Source organism: Sphingobium amiense (assembly GCF_003967075.1).
In the GTDB taxonomy this organism is placed as follows: Bacteria; Pseudomonadota; Alphaproteobacteria; order Sphingomonadales; family Sphingomonadaceae; genus Sphingobium; species Sphingobium amiense.
On record NZ_AP018664.1, the window covers coordinates 1,138,673 to 1,156,478 of the forward strand.

22 protein-coding genes are annotated in these 17,806 nt (G+C 67.0%); 13 read left to right on the forward strand and 9 right to left on the reverse strand.

Annotation, left to right across the window (positions count from 1 at the left end; all coding sequences use genetic code 11):
• The first annotated feature begins 76 nt into the window (after positions 1–76).
• Positions 77–301: a 50S ribosomal protein L31 gene (gene rpmE, locus SAMIE_RS05370; RefSeq protein WP_009822308.1), complete on the forward strand. Its 225-nt coding sequence runs from the start codon at positions 77–79 to the stop codon at positions 299–301.
• 225 nt (positions 302–526) lie between these two features.
• Here rpmE and aroB read toward each other — a convergent pair whose 3' ends face one another.
• Both aroB and SAMIE_RS05380 read right to left on the reverse strand, forming a co-directional pair.
• Positions 527–1,636 carry a 3-dehydroquinate synthase gene (gene aroB, locus SAMIE_RS05375; protein WP_066699670.1) on the reverse strand — a complete coding sequence of 370 codons (1,110 nt, stop codon included), beginning with the start codon at positions 1,634–1,636 and terminating at the stop codon, positions 527–529.
• Complete coding sequence (locus tag SAMIE_RS05380) at positions 1,627–2,175, reverse strand: shikimate kinase (RefSeq protein ID WP_066699668.1); 549 nt, start codon at positions 2,173–2,175, stop codon at positions 1,627–1,629. Before SAMIE_RS05380 ends, aroB begins: the two co-directional genes overlap by 10 nt.
• 99 nt (positions 2,176–2,274) lie before the next feature.
• On the opposite strand from SAMIE_RS05380, the gene SAMIE_RS05385 reads away from it, so the two are divergent.
• The 5 genes from SAMIE_RS05385 to SAMIE_RS05405 all read left to right on the forward strand — a co-directional run bounded on the left by SAMIE_RS05385 (position 2,275) and on the right by SAMIE_RS05405 (position 7,719).
• Positions 2,275–2,466: a cbb3-type cytochrome oxidase assembly protein gene (locus tag SAMIE_RS05385; protein ID WP_066699666.1), complete on the forward strand. Its 192-nt coding sequence runs from the start codon at positions 2,275–2,277 to the stop codon at positions 2,464–2,466.
• 5 nt (positions 2,467–2,471) lie between these two features.
• The gene (locus SAMIE_RS05390) at positions 2,472–4,283 is read left to right on the forward strand and encodes a hypothetical protein (protein WP_066699664.1); all 1,812 of its coding nucleotides are present in this window, start codon (positions 2,472–2,474) and stop codon (positions 4,281–4,283) included.
• Between the two features lie 2 nt (positions 4,284–4,285).
• Entirely contained in the window at positions 4,286–5,218 is a 933-nt protein-coding gene (locus tag SAMIE_RS05395) for a tyrosine recombinase (protein ID WP_066699662.1), read from the forward strand.
• 10 nt (positions 5,219–5,228) lie between these two features.
• Positions 5,229–6,173, forward strand: coding sequence for an acetyl-CoA carboxylase carboxyltransferase subunit alpha (locus tag SAMIE_RS05400; protein ID WP_066699660.1), 945 nt, complete (start codon positions 5,229–5,231; stop codon positions 6,171–6,173).
• Between the two features lie 70 nt (positions 6,174–6,243).
• Positions 6,244–7,719 (forward strand): M48 family metalloprotease, encoded by a 1,476-nt coding sequence (locus SAMIE_RS05405; RefSeq protein ID WP_066699658.1) that lies wholly within the window; start codon positions 6,244–6,246, stop codon positions 7,717–7,719.
• A 71-nt stretch (positions 7,720–7,790) separates the two neighbouring features.
• On the opposite strand, the gene SAMIE_RS05410 is transcribed toward SAMIE_RS05405, so the two are convergent.
• A complete protein-coding gene (locus SAMIE_RS05410; RefSeq protein WP_066699656.1) occupies positions 7,791–7,952 on the reverse strand; it encodes a Flp family type IVb pilin in 162 nt (53 codons plus the stop codon).
• Between the two features lie 141 nt (positions 7,953–8,093).
• On the reverse strand, positions 8,094–8,279 hold the full coding sequence (locus SAMIE_RS05415; RefSeq protein ID WP_066699654.1) for a Flp family type IVb pilin: 186 nt from the start codon (positions 8,277–8,279) through the stop codon (positions 8,094–8,096).
• Between the two features lie 84 nt (positions 8,280–8,363).
• On the opposite strand from SAMIE_RS05415, the gene SAMIE_RS05420 reads away from it, so the two are divergent.
• A complete protein-coding gene (locus SAMIE_RS05420) occupies positions 8,364–8,771 on the forward strand; it encodes a (deoxy)nucleoside triphosphate pyrophosphohydrolase (protein WP_066699652.1) in 408 nt (135 codons plus the stop codon).
• Between the two features lie 55 nt (positions 8,772–8,826).
• On the opposite strand, the gene bfr is transcribed toward SAMIE_RS05420, so the two are convergent.
• The 3 genes from bfr to SAMIE_RS05435 all read right to left on the reverse strand — a co-directional run bounded on the left by bfr (position 8,827) and on the right by SAMIE_RS05435 (position 10,932).
• Entirely contained in the window at positions 8,827–9,306 is a 480-nt protein-coding gene (bfr, locus tag SAMIE_RS05425; RefSeq protein WP_066699651.1) for a bacterioferritin, read from the reverse strand.
• Between the two features lie 155 nt (positions 9,307–9,461).
• Positions 9,462–9,632, reverse strand: a complete 171-nt coding sequence (locus SAMIE_RS05430) for a (2Fe-2S)-binding protein (protein WP_066699784.1) — start codon at positions 9,630–9,632, stop codon at positions 9,462–9,464.
• Positions 9,633–9,693: 61 nt separating this feature from the next.
• Positions 9,694–10,932, reverse strand: coding sequence for a DUF418 domain-containing protein (locus SAMIE_RS05435; RefSeq protein ID WP_066699782.1), 1,239 nt, complete (start codon positions 10,930–10,932; stop codon positions 9,694–9,696).
• Between the two features lie 79 nt (positions 10,933–11,011).
• Between SAMIE_RS05435 and SAMIE_RS05440 the strand changes: the two genes are divergently transcribed.
• Together SAMIE_RS05440 and SAMIE_RS05445 are read left to right on the forward strand one after the other, a co-directional pair.
• Positions 11,012–11,779, forward strand: a complete 768-nt coding sequence (locus tag SAMIE_RS05440) for a methyltransferase domain-containing protein (RefSeq protein ID WP_066699649.1) — start codon at positions 11,012–11,014, stop codon at positions 11,777–11,779.
• A 35-nt stretch (positions 11,780–11,814) separates the two neighbouring features.
• The gene (locus SAMIE_RS05445; protein WP_066699647.1) at positions 11,815–12,348 is read left to right on the forward strand and encodes a GNAT family N-acetyltransferase; all 534 of its coding nucleotides are present in this window, start codon (positions 11,815–11,817) and stop codon (positions 12,346–12,348) included.
• A 6-nt stretch (positions 12,349–12,354) separates the two neighbouring features.
• Here SAMIE_RS05445 and purL read toward each other — a convergent pair whose 3' ends face one another.
• Together purL and SAMIE_RS05455 are read right to left on the reverse strand one after the other, a co-directional pair.
• Positions 12,355–14,532: a phosphoribosylformylglycinamidine synthase subunit PurL gene (gene purL, locus SAMIE_RS05450; RefSeq protein ID WP_066699644.1), complete on the reverse strand. Its 2,178-nt coding sequence runs from the start codon at positions 14,530–14,532 to the stop codon at positions 12,355–12,357.
• Between the two features lie 149 nt (positions 14,533–14,681).
• Complete coding sequence (locus tag SAMIE_RS05455; RefSeq protein WP_066699642.1) at positions 14,682–15,065, reverse strand: hypothetical protein; 384 nt, start codon at positions 15,063–15,065, stop codon at positions 14,682–14,684.
• 182 nt (positions 15,066–15,247) lie between these two features.
• Between SAMIE_RS05455 and SAMIE_RS05460 the strand changes: the two genes are divergently transcribed.
• From SAMIE_RS05460 to SAMIE_RS05475, 4 genes are all read left to right on the forward strand, one after another.
• A complete protein-coding gene (locus tag SAMIE_RS05460; protein ID WP_066699639.1) occupies positions 15,248–15,502 on the forward strand; it encodes an exodeoxyribonuclease VII small subunit in 255 nt (84 codons plus the stop codon).
• A 10-nt stretch (positions 15,503–15,512) separates the two neighbouring features.
• Positions 15,513–16,424, forward strand: coding sequence for a polyprenyl synthetase family protein (locus tag SAMIE_RS05465; RefSeq protein ID WP_066699637.1), 912 nt, complete (start codon positions 15,513–15,515; stop codon positions 16,422–16,424).
• A 3-nt stretch (positions 16,425–16,427) separates the two neighbouring features.
• The gene (gene coaD, locus SAMIE_RS05470) at positions 16,428–16,937 is read left to right on the forward strand and encodes a pantetheine-phosphate adenylyltransferase (RefSeq protein WP_066699635.1); all 510 of its coding nucleotides are present in this window, start codon (positions 16,428–16,430) and stop codon (positions 16,935–16,937) included.
• Positions 16,938–17,038: 101 nt separating this feature from the next.
• Entirely contained in the window at positions 17,039–17,791 is a 753-nt protein-coding gene (locus SAMIE_RS05475) for a peptidylprolyl isomerase (protein WP_066699633.1), read from the forward strand.
• Positions 17,792–17,806 lie beyond the last annotated feature (15 nt).

Genomic DNA, 17,806 nt, shown 5'->3' on the forward strand with positions numbered 1-17,806 from the left:
ACAGGCTAACGGCGCGCCTTCGCATTTCTATCGCATCCGGCCGGTCGGAAACCGGCCACCAAAGGAGCACACCGCCATGAAGGCCGATACCCACCCCGATTACCACATGATCACCGTCCAGATGACCGACGGCACCACCTTCCAGACCCGCTCGACCTGGGGCAAGGAAGGCGACACGCTGGCGCTCGACATCGACCCCAAGTCGCACCCGGCCTGGACGGGCGGCAACCGCCAGCTCGACACAGGCGGCCAGGTGGCGCGCTTCAACAAGCGCTTCGGCGGCCTGACGCTGAAGAAGTAATTGGCCTGACAGGGTTTGAACGAAGAGGGCGCTCCGCGAGGGGCGCCTTTTTTGTTGAGCGACTGTAACCCCGGCCTTGAGCCGGGGTCCCGCTACCTTGTTGGGGAAGAAGCGGGATGCCGGGTCAAGCCCGGCATGACGAAAGGCTACTTTTCGTAAGATCCCCATTTTCGCCATGCTGAAACAAGTTCAGGGTGACGATAGGGGGATGGCTGCGGTCGTCGATTACCCTGCCGCCCGTTCCTCATCCAGAAACGCCGCTACATCGTCCAGCACGACATCCTTCGATAGAAACGTCCGCCCGATCCCCCGCGCCAGCAGGAAGGGGAGGGTGCCCGCCGCCATCTTCTTGTCGTGGAGCATATGCGCGACCAGCGCCGCGCCATTCGCCTTCACATGCGCGGACGCGAGGTCGAAGGGCAGGCCGACATCCCTCAGATGCGCCGTCACCCGGTCCGCATCCGCCTGAGCGCACAGCCCCAGCCGCGCCGAATAGCGGAACGCCAGCGCCATGCCCGCCGCCACAGCTTCGCCGTGCAGCAGCGTGTCGGAAAAACCGGTGTCCGCCTCCAGCGCATGACCGAATGTATGGCCAAGGTTGAGTAGGGCGCGGCGGCCGGTCGTCTCGCGTTCGTCATCGGCGACGATGGCCGCTTTGGCGCGCACGCTCTTTTCGATGGCGTGGACGCGCGCTTCCGGGTCGCCGCTGAGCAGCCGATGCCCGTCGCTCTCGCACCAGGCGAAGAAATCGGGATCGTCGATCAGGCCATATTTGACGACCTCGGCATAGCCCGCACGCGTTTCACGCGGGGGCAGGCTGGCGAGCGTCGACGGGTCGATCAGCACCAGCGAAGGCTGATAGAAGCTGCCGACGAGATTCTTGCCCGCCCGCGTATTGATCGCGGTCTTGCCGCCGACCGACGAATCGACCTGCGCCAGCAGCGTCGTCGGCACCTGAATGAAGTGGCATCCGCGCTTCAGGATGGAGGCGGCAAAGCCCACCAGATCGCCGATCACCCCGCCGCCCAGCGCCACGACATGATCGCCGCGCTCGACCTCCAGAGCCAGCAGGGCGTCGAGCAACTGCTCCAGATGCCGCCAGCTCTTCGTCTGCTCGCCCGCAGGCAGCACGATCGGTTCGACGCTCACTCCCGCGCCGTGCAGAGCGGTCTCCAGCCGGGGCAGTTGCGCCGTCGCGACATGGCTGTCGGTCACGACCACCAGCCGCCCCTTGCGGGCATAGGCCGCCAGCCAGTCGCCCGCGCGGTCCAGCGCGCCTTCCTCGATCACGATGTCATAGCTGCGCGCGCCGAGCGCGACCCGGACTAGGGCCATTGGGGAAGCTGCTCCATGATCTTCTCGACCGCGACCTCGTGCGGGGCGGCGATGCTTTTGATGTGGATGGGGGCGAGTGCATAGACGGGATTGCGCACCGCCGCGAGTTCGGTCAGCACCGCGCGCGCATCGCGGCCTTTCAGCAGCGGGCGGCTGTCCCGCCGGGCCACGCGGTCGACCAGCACGTCGATGTCCGCGTCCAGCCAGATCGCCGTCGCGCTCTCCAGGATCAGGCGGCGCGTCTCGTCCTGCATGAAGGCGCCGCCGCCGGTTGCGATGACCTTGGGCGCGCCGTCCATCAGCCGGGCGATGACGCGGCGTTCGCCGTCGCGGAAATGCGCTTCGCCATAGCGCTCGAAAATCTCTGACACCGTCATGCCCGCGGCCTTTTCGATCTCCTCGTCGGCATCGACGAAGGACAGGCCGAGCCGCGCGGCGAGGCGGCGGCCCACGGTCGATTTGCCCGCGCCCATCATCCCCACCAGCACGATGGGGCCACGGCCGGGCGTGCCGTCGGGGATTTTGCTGTTTCGCTGCATGGCGCTGCGGGCTATACAGCCCCGGCTCGCGGAGGCAAATCGCAACTTTCCCCGCGTCCCCTGGCCGTTTCCCGGCCGAACAGAACAAGCCAAGGACCGATGAAGAATAATCGCAGCAGCTTCAGCAGTTTCGAAGGCGGCCAGCGCCGCCGTGGCACACGCCTGCCGATCATCCCGATTGCCATCGCGGTGCTGGTGATCGCGCTGCTCGCCTTCTTCTGGTCGCGCGGCGGGGAGAAGCCGCAGCAGCGCGTCGAAAAGGTCATCGGCCAAGAAAAGCTGGGCCGGTAAGGCCGATGCGCTGGTCGCGGGGGAATACGCGCTGGGCGCTGGGCAGCTTCGCGCTGGCTCTGGCGCTGCCGGTCGTCGCGCAGCAGGCGCCCGAATCGCTCCTGCCGCCGGGCTTCGGCGATGCGCCCGAAGCGCCTCCGCCCGCCCGCTCGGCCCAGCCCGCGCCCGGCACGCCCCCGCAACCGGCAGGCGCGCCGATGGTTCAGCCTCTGGTCCCGCCCGCCGTCGATCCCTCGCTGGCCGACGTCGCCGACGCGGGCAACGACATGTCGCCAGAGGAACTGGCGGCGGAAAAGGCCAAATATGACCTGCCCGACAGCGCGCGCCGCTCGCTCGACCGCATCGGGCCGCTGACGCCGCAGACGCGCGGCTTCGAAGCCAGCGCCTTCGGTCAGGAATCGGGCAAATATCTCGCCGTGCTGATGCGGGAAACGCGTGCGCCCATCGTGTCGCGCTGGGCGTCGATCCTGCTGCGCCGCGCTCTGCTGTCGAGCGTCGATACGCCGCGCGGCATCGACGGGGCGGACTGGGCGGCCGAGCGTGCATGGCTGCTGCTGCGCATGGGCGAAGCGGACAGTGCGCGCCTGATGGTGCAGAGCGTGGACGCGGATCGCTTCACGCCGCGCCTCTATGCGGTGGCGATGGAAACCTATCTCGCGACATCGGACCCGGCGGGACTGTGTCCGCTGTCCGATGGCGCGCTGCGCACCAGCAAGGCACCGGGTTGGGACATGACCCGCGCGATCTGCCCCGCGCTTTCGGGCGATCAGGGCAGCGCCAGCGGCGCGCTCAATCAGGCGCAGCGGCGTGGTGTGGTGCGCGGCGTCGACTATCGGCTGGCGGAAAAGGTCGTCGGCACCGGCTTCAACGCGCGCCGTTCGGTCAAGATCGAGTGGGGCGGCGTCGATCGGCTCACCTCCTGGCGCTACGGCCTCGCCACCGCGCTCAATGTCGATATTCCCGACCCGCTGATGGCGGCGGCGGGGTCGCATGTCCGGGCGTGGCAGGCGCGCGCGGCGGCATTGCCCCCCCTCAAGCGGCGGCAGGGCGCGGAGATCGCCGCGCGGCTCGGCGTGCTGTCGAACGCTGCGCTGGTGGGTTTCTACGGCCAGATCGGCAGCGATGGCGATGTGCCCGACGATGTCGCCGACCGGATCGACGCTCTGCGTAGCGCGGCGTCGGGGGCGACCGTGGGCGACCGGCTGGGGGGCATGCGGACGTGGTGGAAGGAATCCGATTCGCCCGATTATGTCGGTCTGATCGCGACCGCGCGCGCCGCCGCCGCGCTGCCCGTGGCGCAGACCGATGCGCAGGACGCCGCGAACCTCGTCGCTTCGATGCTGAGCGCGGGCTATGACCGCAACGCCGCGCGCTGGGCGCGGGCCGCGGGGCAGCTTGACGGGGCAGGCGCGTCGCAGCTCTGGGCCTTGCTCGCGGTCGGCGCGCCCAGCCCGGTGGTGGAGATCAGCGGCAGCCGCGCGTCATCCTATCTCGACGAGGCGGGAGCGGGCAGGGGGCGGATGCTGATCGCCGCGCTCGCCGGTCTTTCCCGCCTGCCCGCCAGTGACGCGCAGTCGCTCGCGCAGGAACATGGCGTCTCTCTTGCCGCCAACAGCCGCTGGGCGCGCGCCATCGCGGCGGCGGCGGCGCGCGGAGAAAAGGCGACCGTGGCGCTGCTGGTGGCGGTCGGGATGCAGGGCAATGACTGGAGCAGCCTGCCCCCGTCGCATCTCTATCATGTCGTGGCGGCGCTGCACCGCGTGGGCCTCGACCCCGAAGCGCGGATGATCGCGGCAGAGGCGATCAGCCGGACCTGATCATGGCGCAGGAGGATGCCGCCCTGATCGACCGCTTCCTCGAAATGATGGCGGCGGAGCGCGGCGCGGCGCGCAACACCATGCTCGCCTACCGCACGGACCTCAACGGCGCGGCGGCGCTGGTCGGGGGGCTTGCCCAGGCGGACAAGGACGCGCTCGGCACATTGGCGGAACATTGGGCGGGCCTCGCCGCTTCGTCCCTCGCGCGCAAGACGTCCGCGCTCCGCGCCTTCTACGCCTTTCTGGAGGAGGAGGGGCTGCGCGCCGACAATCCCGCCGCCGCCCTGCCGCGCCCTGTCACCCGGCGGCCTTTGCCGAAGATTCTGTCCACCGCCGAAGTCGACCGCCTCTTCGCCCTGATTGCGGAGCGGCTCGCGGCGGAGCATCCGTCCCCGCTCGACCTGCGCCTCTCGGCTCTTATCGAACTTCTCTACGGATCGGGCCTGCGCGCGAGCGAACTTGTGTCGCTGCCCCGCCGCGCGCTGGCCGCCGACCGGCCTTTCCTGATCCTCCGGGGCAAGGGCGGGCGCGAACGGCTCGTGCCGATTTCCGACCGCGCCCGCGCTGCCGTCGCTCTCTGGCTCACCCATGTTCCCGCCGACAGCCCCTGGCTCTTCCCGTCGGGCAAGAGCCATCTCAGCCGCATCCGCCTCTATCAGATGGTGAAGGCGCTCGCCGCCGCTGCGGGTATCCCGCCGCAGCGCGTCAGCCCGCATGTGCTGCGCCACGCCTTCGCCACGCACCTGCTGGAAGGGGGGGCTGACCTTCGGGCGCTTCAGACCATGCTCGGCCATGCGGACATCGGCACGACGCAGATCTACACCCATGTCGACAGCCGCCGCCTCGTCGAACTGGTGAACCGGCGCCATCCGCTCGCGACCATGACCGCGCGCGCTCCGCATCCCCGCGTTGACGACGCGCCGTCAGCGCCCTAACGCACCGACCATGGTTAGCTTTCTGGAATTTGAAAAGCCGATCGCCGAACTGGAAGCGCGCATCGTCGAATTGCGCGCCACGGCCAGCGTCGGCGACATCAACATCGACGGCGAGATCGCGACGCTGGAAACCCGCGCGGGCAAGATGCTGCGCGATACCTATGCGAAGCTGACGCCGTGGCAGAAGACGCAGGTCGCGCGCCACCCCGACCGGCCGCATTTCAAGGATTATGTCGCGGGTCTGTTCGACAATTTCATGCCGCTCGCGGGCGACCGCGCCTTTGCCGACGATCAGGCGATTCTCGGCGGCTTCGCGACGCTGGGCGAACGGCGCGTCATGGTCATCGGCCATGAAAAGGGCGACGACACCGCCAGCCGCGTGCGCCACAATTTTGGCATGGCGAAGCCTGAGGGATATCGCAAGGCGATCCGTCTGATGGAACTGGCCGACCGCTTCGGCCTGCCGGTCGTGACGCTGGTGGACACATCCGGCGCGTTCCCCGGCGTTCAGGCGGAAGAGCGCGGTCAGGCCGAAGCCATCGCCCGTTCGACCGAAGCCTGCCTGAGGCTCGGCGTGCCGATGGTGGCCGCCGTGGTGGGCGAGGGCGGATCGGGCGGCGCAATCGCACTGGCGGCGGCCAATCGCGTGCTGATGTTAGAACATGCGGTCTACTCGGTCATTTCACCCGAAGGCTGCGCGTCGATCCTCTGGCGCACCGCCGACAAGGCGAGCGACGCCGCCACGGCGATGCAGGTGACGGCGCAGCATCTGAAATCGCTGGGCGTCATCGACGGGATCGTGCCCGAACCGGTCGGCGGCGCACACCGCGACCCGGTGCAGGCCATCGCCAGTCTGGGCGCGGCGATCGAGGCGGAACTCGATTCGCTGGGTGGCATGGACGCGCAGGCGCTGCGCACCGACCGGGCCGACAAGTTTCTCGCCATCGGTGCCTGATGCTTCGCTGCGCGGGAACGCGATGGGACTCCGCTCGTTTCGTTCCGGTAACGGGAAGAGGGTGAGAGGCATGAAGTGGAAGATGACGCTGGGCTGCGCGGGTGCGGCGATGGCGGTGGCGCTGGGCGCGCCTGCGGTGATCGGGCAGCAGCGCGCGATCCGCACCGTCTCCAACATCAGCGCGCAGGACAAGGCGAGCGGCGCGAAGCAGCATCCCGAACTGCTCAAGGAGTTTGGCGGCGCCTATGCCGGTCCGCAGGCGCGCTATGTCGAAACGGTCGGGCGGCGGATCGCGGTCCAGTCCGGCCTGTCGAACGCGCAGGGCGACTTCACCGTCACTCTGCTCAATTCGCCGGTCAACAACGCCTTCGCCATCCCCGGCGGCTATGTCTATGTGACGCGGCAGCTCATGGCGCTGATGAACGACGAGGCGGAACTCGCGGGCGTGCTCGGCCATGAAGTCGGCCATGTCGCGGCTCAACATGGCCAGCGTCGGCAGAAGGCGGCGCAGCGCAACGCGATTGGCGGGGCGCTGCTGGGCGCGCTGGCGGGCGCTTTCCTCGGCGATTCGGGGCTGGCCGGGGTCGTGCAGAAGGGCATCGGCACCGGCAGCCAGCTCCTGACGCTGAAATTCTCCCGCACCCAGGAATATGAGGCGGACGACCTTGGCATCCGCTATCTCGCCTCGGCGGGCTACGATCCCAGGGCGCTGTCGAGCATGCTGGCTTCTCTGGCCGCGCAGAGCAGTCTCGACGCGCAGCTATCGGGCAACGCGCATTCCATGCCGGAATGGGCGAGCACGCACCCCGATCCCGCCTCGCGCGTCAATCGCGCCCTGCAGGCGGCGCAGGCCACGCGCTCCGCAGCCACGACGCGCAATCGCGACGCCTTCCTGACGGCGGTGGACGGCGTTCTCTACGGTGACGATCCCAAGCAGGGCGTGATCGACGGCAACCGCTTCCGCCACCCCGACCTGCGCCTCGCCTTCACCGCGCCCAGCGGATTCGGCATGGAAAACGGCACCGACGCCGTGTCGATCAGCGGATCGGGCGGGCAGGCGCAGTTCAGCGGCGGCGCTTCGGCAGGATCGCTCGACGCCTATGTGAGCGCCGTTTTCGCCCGACTCGGCGGCAACAGCGGCGGCGCGCCGCAGGGTGAGGTCCAGCGCACGACGATCAACGGCCTGCCCGCCGCATGGCGGACGGTCCGCGCCTCCACCCAGTCGCAGCAGGTCGACGCGACGGTCTTCGCCTATGATTTCGGCGGCAAATATTATCATTTCCTGCTGCTGACGCCTGCGGGGCAGGGGGTCGGCCCGTTCGCGCCGCTTGTCGAATCGATGCAGCGACTTTCCGCGCAGGATGCCGCCGCGATCCGGCCGCGCCGGGTGCAGGTGGTGACGGTCAAGGCGGGCGACACCGTTCAGTCGCTGGCGAAGCGGATGGCCTATACCGACTATCCGCTCGAACGGTTCCTGACGATCAACGCGCTGGGCCGCGACGCCACCCTGCGTCCGGGCGCGCGGGTGAAGATCGTCACCAACTGATCGCGATGCACATGAAAAAGGCGGCGGACCCGTTGTCCGCCGCCTCATTCTTTTCGCCGAAGCGCCGAAGCTTACTTCAGGTTGCCGTTCACGTTGTTGAACGTGCCGCTCAGCTTGGTGCCGAGGCTGCTCATCGCGGTGATCGCGGCGACGGCGATCAGAGCGGCGATCAGGCCGTATTCGATCGCGGTGGCACCCTTGTTGTCCTTGAACATCTTGCGGATGAACTTCATTGGTCTTCTCCTTGAAAAAGCAACTACTGCCATTTACTACCCGGCCGCCCCGCTTGGTAATTCGTGGTCGACAAGGGTGGAATTAAGCCGGTTCGGTTGAAAATTACTTAATGCCGATCCGCGCCTGTAAATTTTTGATGGTTAATGTTTCGCAACCTCTGTCGCGACGTTGTTCCACATGCCGACGGTCTTGGTCGCCAGGCTGTTCAGCGCGGCGATCATGGCCAGCACGATCAGGGCGAGGATCAGGCCATATTCGACCGCCGTCGCCCCGCGTTCGGACCGGGCCAGGCCGCTCTTCGTCATGACCCGGATCAGCGCGCGCATTGAAATTCCCCTGATGCCTACAGACAGTCCCCGAAAGCCGTGTAAAGGAACCACGGTTAACAAACCCCTCCTGACGGAGCCGAAATGACGCGTTTTTCTCCCCTGCTGGTGGTGGCGGCGGCGCTGGTCGACCGCGACGGGCGCGTGCTCCTGCAACAGCGGCCGCCGGGCAAGCCGATGGCCGAACTGTGGGAATTTCCCGGCGGCAAGGTCGAGCCGGACGAAACGCCCGAGGCCGCGCTGGTGCGCGAACTGGAGGAGGAACTGGGCATCCGCACGCACCGGAGCTGCCTCGCGCCCGCGACCTTCGCCAGCGAAACGCTGGGCGACCGGCATCTGCTGCTGCTGCTCTATGTCTGCCGCAAATGGGAAGGCGTGCCGCAGGCGCGCCACGCGACCGCGCTCACATGGGTTCGTCCGGCGCAGATGTATGCGCTGCCGATGCCGCCCGCCGACCTGCCGCTGATCGGTCTGCTCGACGCGATGCTGTAACAAGAAAAGGGCGCCCCACAGGGACGCCCTTCGGCTTTCAGTCAGGCGGTAAGGATCAGTCTTCCTTCGCCTTGCTCTGAAGCTGGATATAATTCTGGATGCCCATCCGTTCGATCATCTCGAACTGGGTTTCGAGCGTGTCGACATGCTCCTCCTCGCTTTCGAGGATATATTGGAACAGGTCGCGGCTCACGAAATCGCGCACCGATTCGCTGTAGGCGATGGCGTCGCGCAGCACCGGCAGCGCCTCATATTCCAGTTCGAGGTCGGCCTTGAGGATCTCCTCCACCGTCTCGCCTATCTTGAGCCGGCCCAGAAGCTGAAAATTGGGCAGGCCGTCGAGGAAGAGGATGCGCTCCGCCACCTTGTCGGCATGCTTCATCTCGTCGATGGATTCCTCATATTCGAACTTGGCGAGCTTCTCGATGCCCCAGTGGTTGAGCATGCGATAGTGGAGGAAATACTGGTTGATCGCGGTCAGCTCGTTCTTGAGCACCTCGTTCAGATATTCGATGACCTTGGCGTCGCCCTTCATGGCGTCTCACTCCGGCTGACCGTGGGGAAGGGGTAAGCTATAGCCCGGCGGGCGGTGCCTGTTAAGGCCGAAAGCCGCGGAATCTGGCGGGTTTTCGTCCTGCTATCGCGAATGGATCGCGCACGCGCGCTGCGACTACGACGCAGTGCCGCAGCTCAGACGGACGCGCGTTCGGCGGCGATGATGGTGCGCGCGAAGGGGACGCACTGGCCGCATTTGGGGCGGCGGCCATAGCGGGCATAGGCGCTGCACGGCGTATCGGCCCCGTTGCGCGCGGCTTCCCGGACATCCTTTTCACGAAGAGCATTGCAGACGCAGACGACCATCGACACCATTCTCCCAATGCAACGGGAAATAGTGCATCTGATAATAGGTCGCAATAGTAATCTAGCTGCTCTTGCGAATCTTTTGCGTCTGGCCGCTGGAAAGGCTGCGCCACAGCCACTCTGCCGGGCCAAGGGCGAATCGCTCCGCCCATGGCTTCGACCAGAGCAGCATCACCGCCCAGCCCAGCAAGACGAACAGCGGCAGCAGCGCGGGCCGCACCTGCGCGAACAGCCCGAAACCCCAGCCATAGAACATCGCCGCCATCATCAGGCTGCTGAGCAGATAGTTGCTTAAGCTCATCCGCCCCGCCGCCGCGATTCGCGCCACCATCCCGCTGTCCCGATGCCGCGCCAGCATCCACAGGGTCAGCGCCGCCCACCCGACCGTCAGCGGAATGCGGAAGGGCAGCGACCATGCCAGCGCCACGCCATAGCTGACGAGCGGCGCAAACCCGCTCCACCACACCCAGATCGCCAGCGCCGCCATCGGCGGCGCCCCGATCAGGAAGCAGTGGCGCGCGGTGCGGCGATACTGTTCCGTGTCCCAGCTACCGGTCAGGAACCCGCCCTTCAGCATCGCCATACCCAGCAGCATGAAGCCCAGTGTCTCGAATGCGTTGAACAGGAAACCCCAGACCCACTCGCCCGGAAAAGCCGCGGCCTTCATCGCCACTATGCCGGTGAAGCTCCCGCGATAGGTGGCGATCTCCGCCTGTGTCGCGGGGCTGGCGGAATCGGACAGCGTCGCCATGAAGGTCGCGAACCCATCCCGCGTGGCGGCAGCGGCATCGGGCGCGGTGGCGGCATGGCTCCAGAGATAAAGGCCCGCGATGAACGCGCCCACGAGCAGGAACTGGAGCAGGAAACAGAGGAAGGCCCGCTTCACCAGCGCCAGCGGCTCCAGCCCCACGAACAGCAGCGCGAACAGGCCGACGATCGCATAGACGCGCAATATGTCGCCCCACCACAGCAGGAAGAAGTGGAGGCAGCCGATCACGAACAGCCATCCCGAACGGATCGTCTGCGTCCGCCGCCCGTCGCGCCCCGCCATCTCTTCCCTGTCGATCAGCAGCAGCATCGAAGCGCCGAACAGCAGCGCGAAAAGACCGCGCATCTTGCCGTCCACCAGGATCAGGCTGACCGCCCAGAAAGCGATGTCGCCTGCTGAGAGCGCGCCCGCCACCACCGGGTTGAAATAGGCGCTCTGGGGCAGGGCGAACGCGGTGACATTCATCCACAGGATTCCCATCACGGCGCAGCCGCGCAGCACGTCCATGGCGGGAATGCGGGCGGCGGTCATGGCGGGGCGGTCCTTCGTGCGACGTGTCTTTGCGGGAAAGCTCTTGTCCTTTGGCGCGCCATTACGCAAGGCATCGCCCATGAGCGACCCGCGCAAGCAACGGATCAGCGAAGCCTTTGGCGCGGCGGCGGATCGCTACGACGATCATGCCGGGCCGCAGCGCTTCGCCGCGCGCCTCGTCGCGGACCTTGCCGGGCGTCAGCAGCCGGGCGGACGCCCCCGCATCCTGGAGATCGGCTGCGGCACCGGCTTCCTGACGCGCGAGGTTCCGCTACGCTGGCCCGACGCGGAACTGATCGCGACCGACCTGTCGCCGCGCATGGTGGAAAAGACCGCGGACGGCGGCTGGCTCGGCGGCACATTCCTCGCGATGGACGGCGAGCATCCGGCCTTCGACGAGCCATGGTTCGACCTCATCCTCTCCAGCCTCGCTTTCCAGTGGTTCGACGACCTCCCCGCCGCGCTGGAACGGATCGTCGCTCTGCTCAAGCCGGGAGGCAGCCTCTTCTTCTCGACCATGGGACAGGGAAGCTTCGCGGCGTGGCGGGCGGCGCATGAAGCATGCGGCCTGCGCGCGGGCGTGCCCGACTATCCCTCGCTCGCCGATCTGCGCGCGATGCTGGCGCGCCATGAAGATGCCTTCGCCTTCGACGAGACGGTGGCGCTGGAGGGGGAGGGCGCGCGCACGCTCCTCGCGCATCTCAAGGGCATCGGGGCTGTGGTGCCCCACGCCGGGCGCGCGCCGCTGTCAGCGGGCGACCTGCGCCGTGTGATGGCGACCTATGACGCGGCGGGCGGGCGTGACGCCTATCAGTTGCTCTTCGCGCGCATCACCCGCACACGCTGATTGCGGCGCGTCGGCCGCAATGGCATGGCGCGATCATGGCTTCGCAATCCTTCACCGTCCGTCCCGCGCATCCGGATGATGCCGCCGTGCTCTCCGTCCTCAAGCTGGCGGCGTTCCGCGAAACCTTCATCGACGGATTCGCCGTGCCCTATCCCCCCGCCGATCTCGCCCGGTTCGAGGCCGACAGCTACGGGGTGGCGAAGATCGCGGCCGAACTGGCCGATCCTGCCCATGCGACATGGGTGGCGGAGGATGCCGGACGGCTGCTCGCCTATGCCCATGTCGGCCCGTGCAAGCTTCCGCATCCGGAGGCGCGCGCCGATCAGGGCGAACTCTACCAGCTTTACGCCCTCAACGCCGCGCAGGGCATGGGCGTGGGCCGCGCACTGATGGACGCCGCGCTCGACTGGCTGGCGAGCGCGATGCCGGGGCCGGTCTGGCTCGGCGTCTGGTCGGGCAATGAGCGCGCACAGGCGGTCTATGCGAAGCGCGGGTTTGAGAAGGTCGGCGAATATGGCTTCCCGGTCGGCGACTGGACCGACCATGAATATATCTTCCGCCGCCCCTGACGTCTCTTAAAGCTCGCTGTCCATCAGCTTGGGAAAGAAGCCCTCATGCGCGGCGCGCAGGTCGGCCAGAGGCACGCCCGCGACGCTGTCGCCGCCCACCGTGCCGATCCGCACCGCGCCCGGCACCTCGACGCCCTGCGCCGCGGTGACGATATAGCGCCCCTGATCCTCGCCGAACGCGCTCTGCGGCGTGAAGGCGGTGGTCAGCGCCGCGCCGATCCCGCCCGCCAGAGCCATTTCCGCAATCGCGACCAGCAGCCCGCCGTCCGAAACGTCATGCACCGCGCTCGCCTTGCCTTCCGCGATCAGCGAGCGGACCAGATCCCCGTTGGCGCGTTCCGCTGCCAGATCGACCTTCGGCGCGTCGCCCGCCTCACAGCCCGCAATCTCGCGCAGCCAGATCGACTGGCCGAGATGCGATCCTTCTCCGCCGATCAGCCAGATCGCATCGCCCGCATTTTTGAACGCGACGGTCGCCATCGCGTCGATGTCGGCCAGCAGCCCGATGCCGCCGATGGCGGGCGTCGGCAGGATGGCGGAGCCGCCGCCGGTCGCCTTGCTCTCATTATAGAGGCTGACATTGCCCGACACGATCGGGAAGTCGAGCGCGCGGCACGCATCGCCCATGCCGTCGAGGCAGCCGGTCAACTGCGCCATGATTTCGGGCCGCTGGGGGTTGGCGAAGTTCAGGCAGTTAGTGACGGCGAGCGGGGTCGATCCCACCGCCGACAGGTTGCGATAACATTCCGCGATGGCCTGCTTGCCGCCTTCATAGGGGTCGGCATAGCAATAGCGCGGCGTGCAGTCGGTGCTGATCGCGATGCCCTTCTGCGATCCATGCACGCGCACGACCGCCGCGTCGCCGCCGGGGCGCTGCACCGTGTCCGCGCCGACCATATGGTCATATTGCTCCCATATCCAGCGGCGGCTGGCGATGTCGGGCGATCCCATGAGCGCCACGAGGTCCGCGCCCACATCCGCGCTGGCGGGCAGGTCGCCCAGCGGTTCGACCTTCGCCCATGCCTTATAGTCTTCCCGCGACAGTGACGGGCGATCATAGAGCGGCGCGTCGTCGGCCAGCGGCGCGAGCGGGATGTCGCACACCGTCTCGCCCTTGTGCACCAGCACCATGCGCCCCGTGTCGGTGACATGGCCGATGACCGCGAAGTCCAGCTCCCACTTGCGGAAGATCGCTTCGGCAAAGGCTTCCTTGCCGGGCTGGAGCACCATCAGCATCCGCTCCTGCGATTCCGACAGCATCATCTCATAGGCGGTCATGCCCGTTTCGCGTTGCGGCACGGCGTCCATGTTGAGTTCGATGCCGACGCCGCCCTTGGAGGCCATCTCGACGCTGGAGGAGGTGAGGCCCGCCGCGCCCATGTCCTGAATGGCGACGATGGCGTCCGACGCCATCAGCTCCAGACACGCCTCGATCAGCAGCTTTTCGGTGAAGGGGTCGCCCACCTGCACGGTCGGGCGCTTTTCCTCGCTGTCCTCGCCGAAATCCGCCGACGCCATCGTCGCGCCATGGATGCCGTCGCGTCCGGTCTTGGACCCCACATAGACGATCGGATTGCCGACGCCCGACGCTGCCGAATAGAAGATTTTGTCCGTGTCCGCGACGCCTACGGTCATCGCGTTGACCAGGATGTTGCCGTCATAGGCGGGGTGGAAATTCACTTCGCCGCCCACCGTCGGCACGCCCACGCAATTGCCGTAGCCGCCGATGCCGTGCACCACGCCGCTGATGAGATGCTTCATCTTCGGGTGATCGGGCCGCCCGAAACGCAGCGCATTCATGTTCGCGACCGGGCGCGCGCCCATGGTGAACACATCGCGCAGGATGCCGCCGACGCCCGTCGCCGCGCCCTGATAGGGTTCGATGTAGGACGGGTGGTTGTGGCTCTCCATCTTGAAGATCGCCGCCTGCCCGTCGCCAATGTCCACGACGCCCGCATTCTCGCCGGGGCCGCAGATCACCTGCGGGCCGGTGGTGGGCAGTTTTTTGAGATGGATGCGGCTCGACTTATAGCTGCAATGCTCCGACCACATGACCGAAAAGATGCCGAGTTCGGTAAGGTTCGGCTCGCGCCCGAGCGCATTCAGAACGCGGTCATATTCTTCCGGGGAAAGGCCATGTTCGGCGACGGTTTCCGGGGTGATCTGGGGAGCGGTGCTGGACATGCCCGCGCCTTTAGCGGCGGCGCGCGGGAAGGGCAATGGCGGCGTCGGCGCAACGCGCCCATCCTCCCTCACCACATTCTTCGCCCCAAAAGAAAAAGGCCGGACCTTTGTGAAGGTCCGGCCGGAAAAAGCGGAAATGTCCCTTGGGATCAGACGTGGCAGCTCTGCGCGCCCTTGCCCGGAACGGTGATGGTCACATCATTGCCCTGACCCGACACTTCGTAGCCGCCCTCGGCCACATAGGGCTTGCCCGCTTCGGGCGCGACCAGCTTCGTGGGCGATCCGGTCTTGTCGGTGCGGAGGTTCGCGGTCTTGTCGTCGCTCAGGAAGTCGACGAAGATCAGGCTGTTGTCCTTGCAGCGATACTGCTTGTTCGCCTTCACCGAAGGGGGCAGCTCGACCGGCGCGGCATTGGCCAGCTTTTCGGCCATGGGATCGGCGGGGCCGCCCACGACTTCGGGTTCATCATTCTTGTTGCAGGCCGACAGCATGGCGAGACCGGCAACGGCGATCAGGGGGAAATAAAGTTTCATAGCGATCCTTCTATGTGCACGGGCGTCATGGTGCGTCAACGCAAAAACTATGCTTTTCCGCCATGCGCCCTGCAATGACGTCATGACGCTTTCGTGACCGCAGGGGCGGGAGCGGGGGCGGGCGCACCGATTCGGGCCATACGGGCTTGACCCGGCATCGGGGGGCGGTCAATGCAGGCAGCATGGCCGAGACATCCTCTTTTCCCGATCCGGCGAGCCTGTCCTTCGAGGAAGCGCTCCGCGCGCTCGAACAGATCGTCCGCCGGCTCGAAAGCGGCGACGTGCCGCTCGACGAATCGATTGCACTCTATGCGCAGGGCGAGGAACTGCGGAAACGCTGCACCGAACGGCTCGCGGCTGCGGAGGCGCGCATCCAGAAACTGACGCTGGACGCCAGCGGCGCGCCAGTCGGTGCGCAACCCTTCGGCGCGGACTGAAAGCGCCGCGATGGGGGAGAGGGGGGCAAGCGCGACCGCCATCGTGACCGCGCGCGCGGCCGAACTCGCGGCGCAGGTCGACGCGGCGTTCGACCGGCTGCTCGCCGTGCCGGACGATGCGCGCCGCCGCCTTTACGAAGCGATGCGCCATGCCGCCATCGGCGGCGGCAAGCGGCTTCGCCCTCTGCTGGTGCAGGCGGCGTCCGACCTTTTCCATATTGACCGGGAAGCGGCGCTGCGCGTCGGCCTCGCAATCGAATGCATCCATGTCTATTCGCTGATCCACGACGATCTCCCCGCCATGGACGACGACGACATGCGCCGGGGCAAGCCCACGGTGCACAAGGCGTTCGACGAGGCGACGGCGATCCTCGCGGGGGATTGCCTCCACGATCTCGCCTTCCAGATCCTGTCGGATGAAGGCACGCATCCCGACCCCTTCGTCCGCATCGAACTGGTGCGGGCGCTCGCGCTCGCCAGCGGCCCTGCCGGCATGGCGGGCGGGCAGATGATGGATCTGGAGGCGGAAAAGACCCGCTTCGACCTTGCCACCGTCACCCGGCTCCAGAATCTCAAGACCGGCGCGCTGATCGAGGTGTGCGTGGAGGCCGCCGCGATCATGGCGCGCCTGCCCGCCGAAGCGCGCGTGCCGCTGCACGGCTATGCCCGCGACATCGGTCTCGCCTTCCAGATCGCCGACGACCTGCTCGATGTGGAGGGCGACCCCGCGCTCGCGGGCAAGGCGCTGGGCAAGGATGCGGCGGCGGGCAAGGAGACTTTCGTGTCGCTGCTGGGCGTCGAGCGCGCCCGCGCGCAGGCGGCGATGCTGGTGGATCAGGCCAAGGCGCATCTGCACGGGCACGGCGCGGAAGCCGACCTGCTGCGCGCCATTGCTGACTATATCGTGGAGAGGGACCGCTAACCCATGGGCACACAGCGTATCGGCGTCTATCCCGGCACTTTCGACCCCATCACGCTGGGGCATATGGACATCATCCGGCGCGGCGCGAAGCTGGTCGACAAGCTGGTGATCGGCGTCACGACCAACATCGCCAAATCGCCCATGTTCACCGACGAGGAACGGCTGGAGATGGTCCGCCGCGAATGCGCGGGCGTCGACACCGAAATCGTCGTCACAGGCTTCAACTCGCTGCTCATGGACTTCGCCGAATCGCAGGGGGCCAGCGTCATCATCCGCGGCCTGCGCGCCGTCGCCGACTTCGAATATGAATATCAGATGGCGGGCATGAACCAGCAGATCAACGGCCGTGTCGAAACCGTCTTCCTGATGGCGGACGTGTCGCTGCAGCCCATCGCATCCCGCCTCGTCAAGGAAATCGCGCTCTACGGCGGGCCGATCCACAAATTCGTCAGCCCCGCCGTGTGCGACGATGTGACCACGCGCGTCGATCGGCTGGGCCGCAAGGGGGCGTGACGCGCCGTTTCAGCCTGCGTTCAGTTGCCAATCGCGATCAGCGCGCTATCAGGGCGGAGCGACCCGCCCGGTCCGATCATTTGAAGGAAAGCCTTTCTCCCATGCGTTTCACCCGCGCGCTCAAGACCGTGGCGATCGGTTTCGCCCTTACCGCGTCCATTCCGGCGTTCGCCCAGGGCGGTGGCCGCGGACAGGCCGAGGAAATGAAGAAGGCCGAAACCGCGGCGAAGGCGCAGGAAAATCTCAAGACGCTGGGCACCGACATTACGCCCAAGCTGCCGCCCGCGACCGTCCCTGCCGATCCCCAGAATATCTGGGATCTCGACCTGTCGAGCGGCGGGCGCGTGCGCATCCAGTTGCGCCCCGACATCGCGCCCGCGCATGTCGAACGGATCAAGGAACTGACGCGGCAGGGCTTCTATAACGGCCTCAAATTCCACCGGGTGATCCCCGGCTTCATGGCGCAGGGCGGCGATCCCAAGGGCGACGGGACGGGCGGCTCCACGCTTCCCGACCTCAAGGCCGAATTCAACCCGATGCCGCACCTTCGCGGCACCGTCTCGATGGCGCGCGCGCAAAGCCCCGACAGCGCCAACAGCCAGTTCTTCATCGTGCTGCTGCCCCGCATGCAGCTCGACAAGAAATATACCGTCTTCGGCCGCGTGATCGACGGGATGCAATATGTCGACGCCATCGCGGAAGGCGAGCCGCCGGCAAACCCGACCGTCATCCTCCAGGCGTCGATCGACAGCGACGGCAAGCCGCCCGTGACCGCCGCGCCGCCTCCGCCGCCCGCACCGGCCCCGTCGATCGTTCCGACGCCCGCGAAAAAGCCCGCACCCAAAAAGAAGTAAGCGGCTCTCCGGGCC

Coding starts and splice junctions, on each gene's coding strand:
- purL (WP_066699644.1), bottom strand. CDS start 14,532: ATGTCCAGCACCGCTCCCCAGATCACCCCGGAAACCGTCGCCGAACAT.
- SAMIE_RS05420 (WP_066699652.1), top strand. CDS start 8,364: ATGACGCGTTTTTCTCCCCTGCTGGTGGTGGCGGCGGCGCTGGTCGAC.
- coaD (WP_066699635.1), top strand. CDS start 16,428: ATGGGCACACAGCGTATCGGCGTCTATCCCGGCACTTTCGACCCCATC.
- SAMIE_RS05390 (WP_066699664.1), top strand. CDS start 2,472: ATGCGCTGGTCGCGGGGGAATACGCGCTGGGCGCTGGGCAGCTTCGCG.
- SAMIE_RS05430 (WP_066699784.1), bottom strand. CDS start 9,632: ATGGTCGTCTGCGTCTGCAATGCTCTTCGTGAAAAGGATGTCCGGGAA.
- SAMIE_RS05395 (WP_066699662.1), top strand. CDS start 4,286: ATGGCGCAGGAGGATGCCGCCCTGATCGACCGCTTCCTCGAAATGATG.
- bfr (WP_066699651.1), bottom strand. CDS start 9,306: ATGAAGGGCGACGCCAAGGTCATCGAATATCTGAACGAGGTGCTCAAG.
- SAMIE_RS05380 (WP_066699668.1), bottom strand. CDS start 2,175: ATGCAGCGAAACAGCAAAATCCCCGACGGCACGCCCGGCCGTGGCCCC.
- SAMIE_RS05475 (WP_066699633.1), top strand. CDS start 17,039: ATGCGTTTCACCCGCGCGCTCAAGACCGTGGCGATCGGTTTCGCCCTT.
- aroB (WP_066699670.1), bottom strand. CDS start 1,636: ATGGCCCTAGTCCGGGTCGCGCTCGGCGCGCGCAGCTATGACATCGTG.
- SAMIE_RS05445 (WP_066699647.1), top strand. CDS start 11,815: ATGGCTTCGCAATCCTTCACCGTCCGTCCCGCGCATCCGGATGATGCC.
- SAMIE_RS05460 (WP_066699639.1), top strand. CDS start 15,248: ATGGCCGAGACATCCTCTTTTCCCGATCCGGCGAGCCTGTCCTTCGAG.
- SAMIE_RS05415 (WP_066699654.1), bottom strand. CDS start 8,279: ATGCGCGCGCTGATCCGGGTCATGACGAAGAGCGGCCTGGCCCGGTCC.
- SAMIE_RS05400 (WP_066699660.1), top strand. CDS start 5,229: ATGGTTAGCTTTCTGGAATTTGAAAAGCCGATCGCCGAACTGGAAGCG.
- SAMIE_RS05405 (WP_066699658.1), top strand. CDS start 6,244: ATGAAGTGGAAGATGACGCTGGGCTGCGCGGGTGCGGCGATGGCGGTG.
- SAMIE_RS05410 (WP_066699656.1), bottom strand. CDS start 7,952: ATGAAGTTCATCCGCAAGATGTTCAAGGACAACAAGGGTGCCACCGCG.
- SAMIE_RS05435 (WP_066699782.1), bottom strand. CDS start 10,932: ATGACCGCCGCCCGCATTCCCGCCATGGACGTGCTGCGCGGCTGCGCC.
- SAMIE_RS05440 (WP_066699649.1), top strand. CDS start 11,012: ATGAGCGACCCGCGCAAGCAACGGATCAGCGAAGCCTTTGGCGCGGCG.
- SAMIE_RS05455 (WP_066699642.1), bottom strand. CDS start 15,065: ATGAAACTTTATTTCCCCCTGATCGCCGTTGCCGGTCTCGCCATGCTG.
- SAMIE_RS05385 (WP_066699666.1), top strand. CDS start 2,275: ATGAAGAATAATCGCAGCAGCTTCAGCAGTTTCGAAGGCGGCCAGCGC.
- SAMIE_RS05465 (WP_066699637.1), top strand. CDS start 15,513: ATGGGGGAGAGGGGGGCAAGCGCGACCGCCATCGTGACCGCGCGCGCG.
- rpmE (WP_009822308.1), top strand. CDS start 77: ATGAAGGCCGATACCCACCCCGATTACCACATGATCACCGTCCAGATG.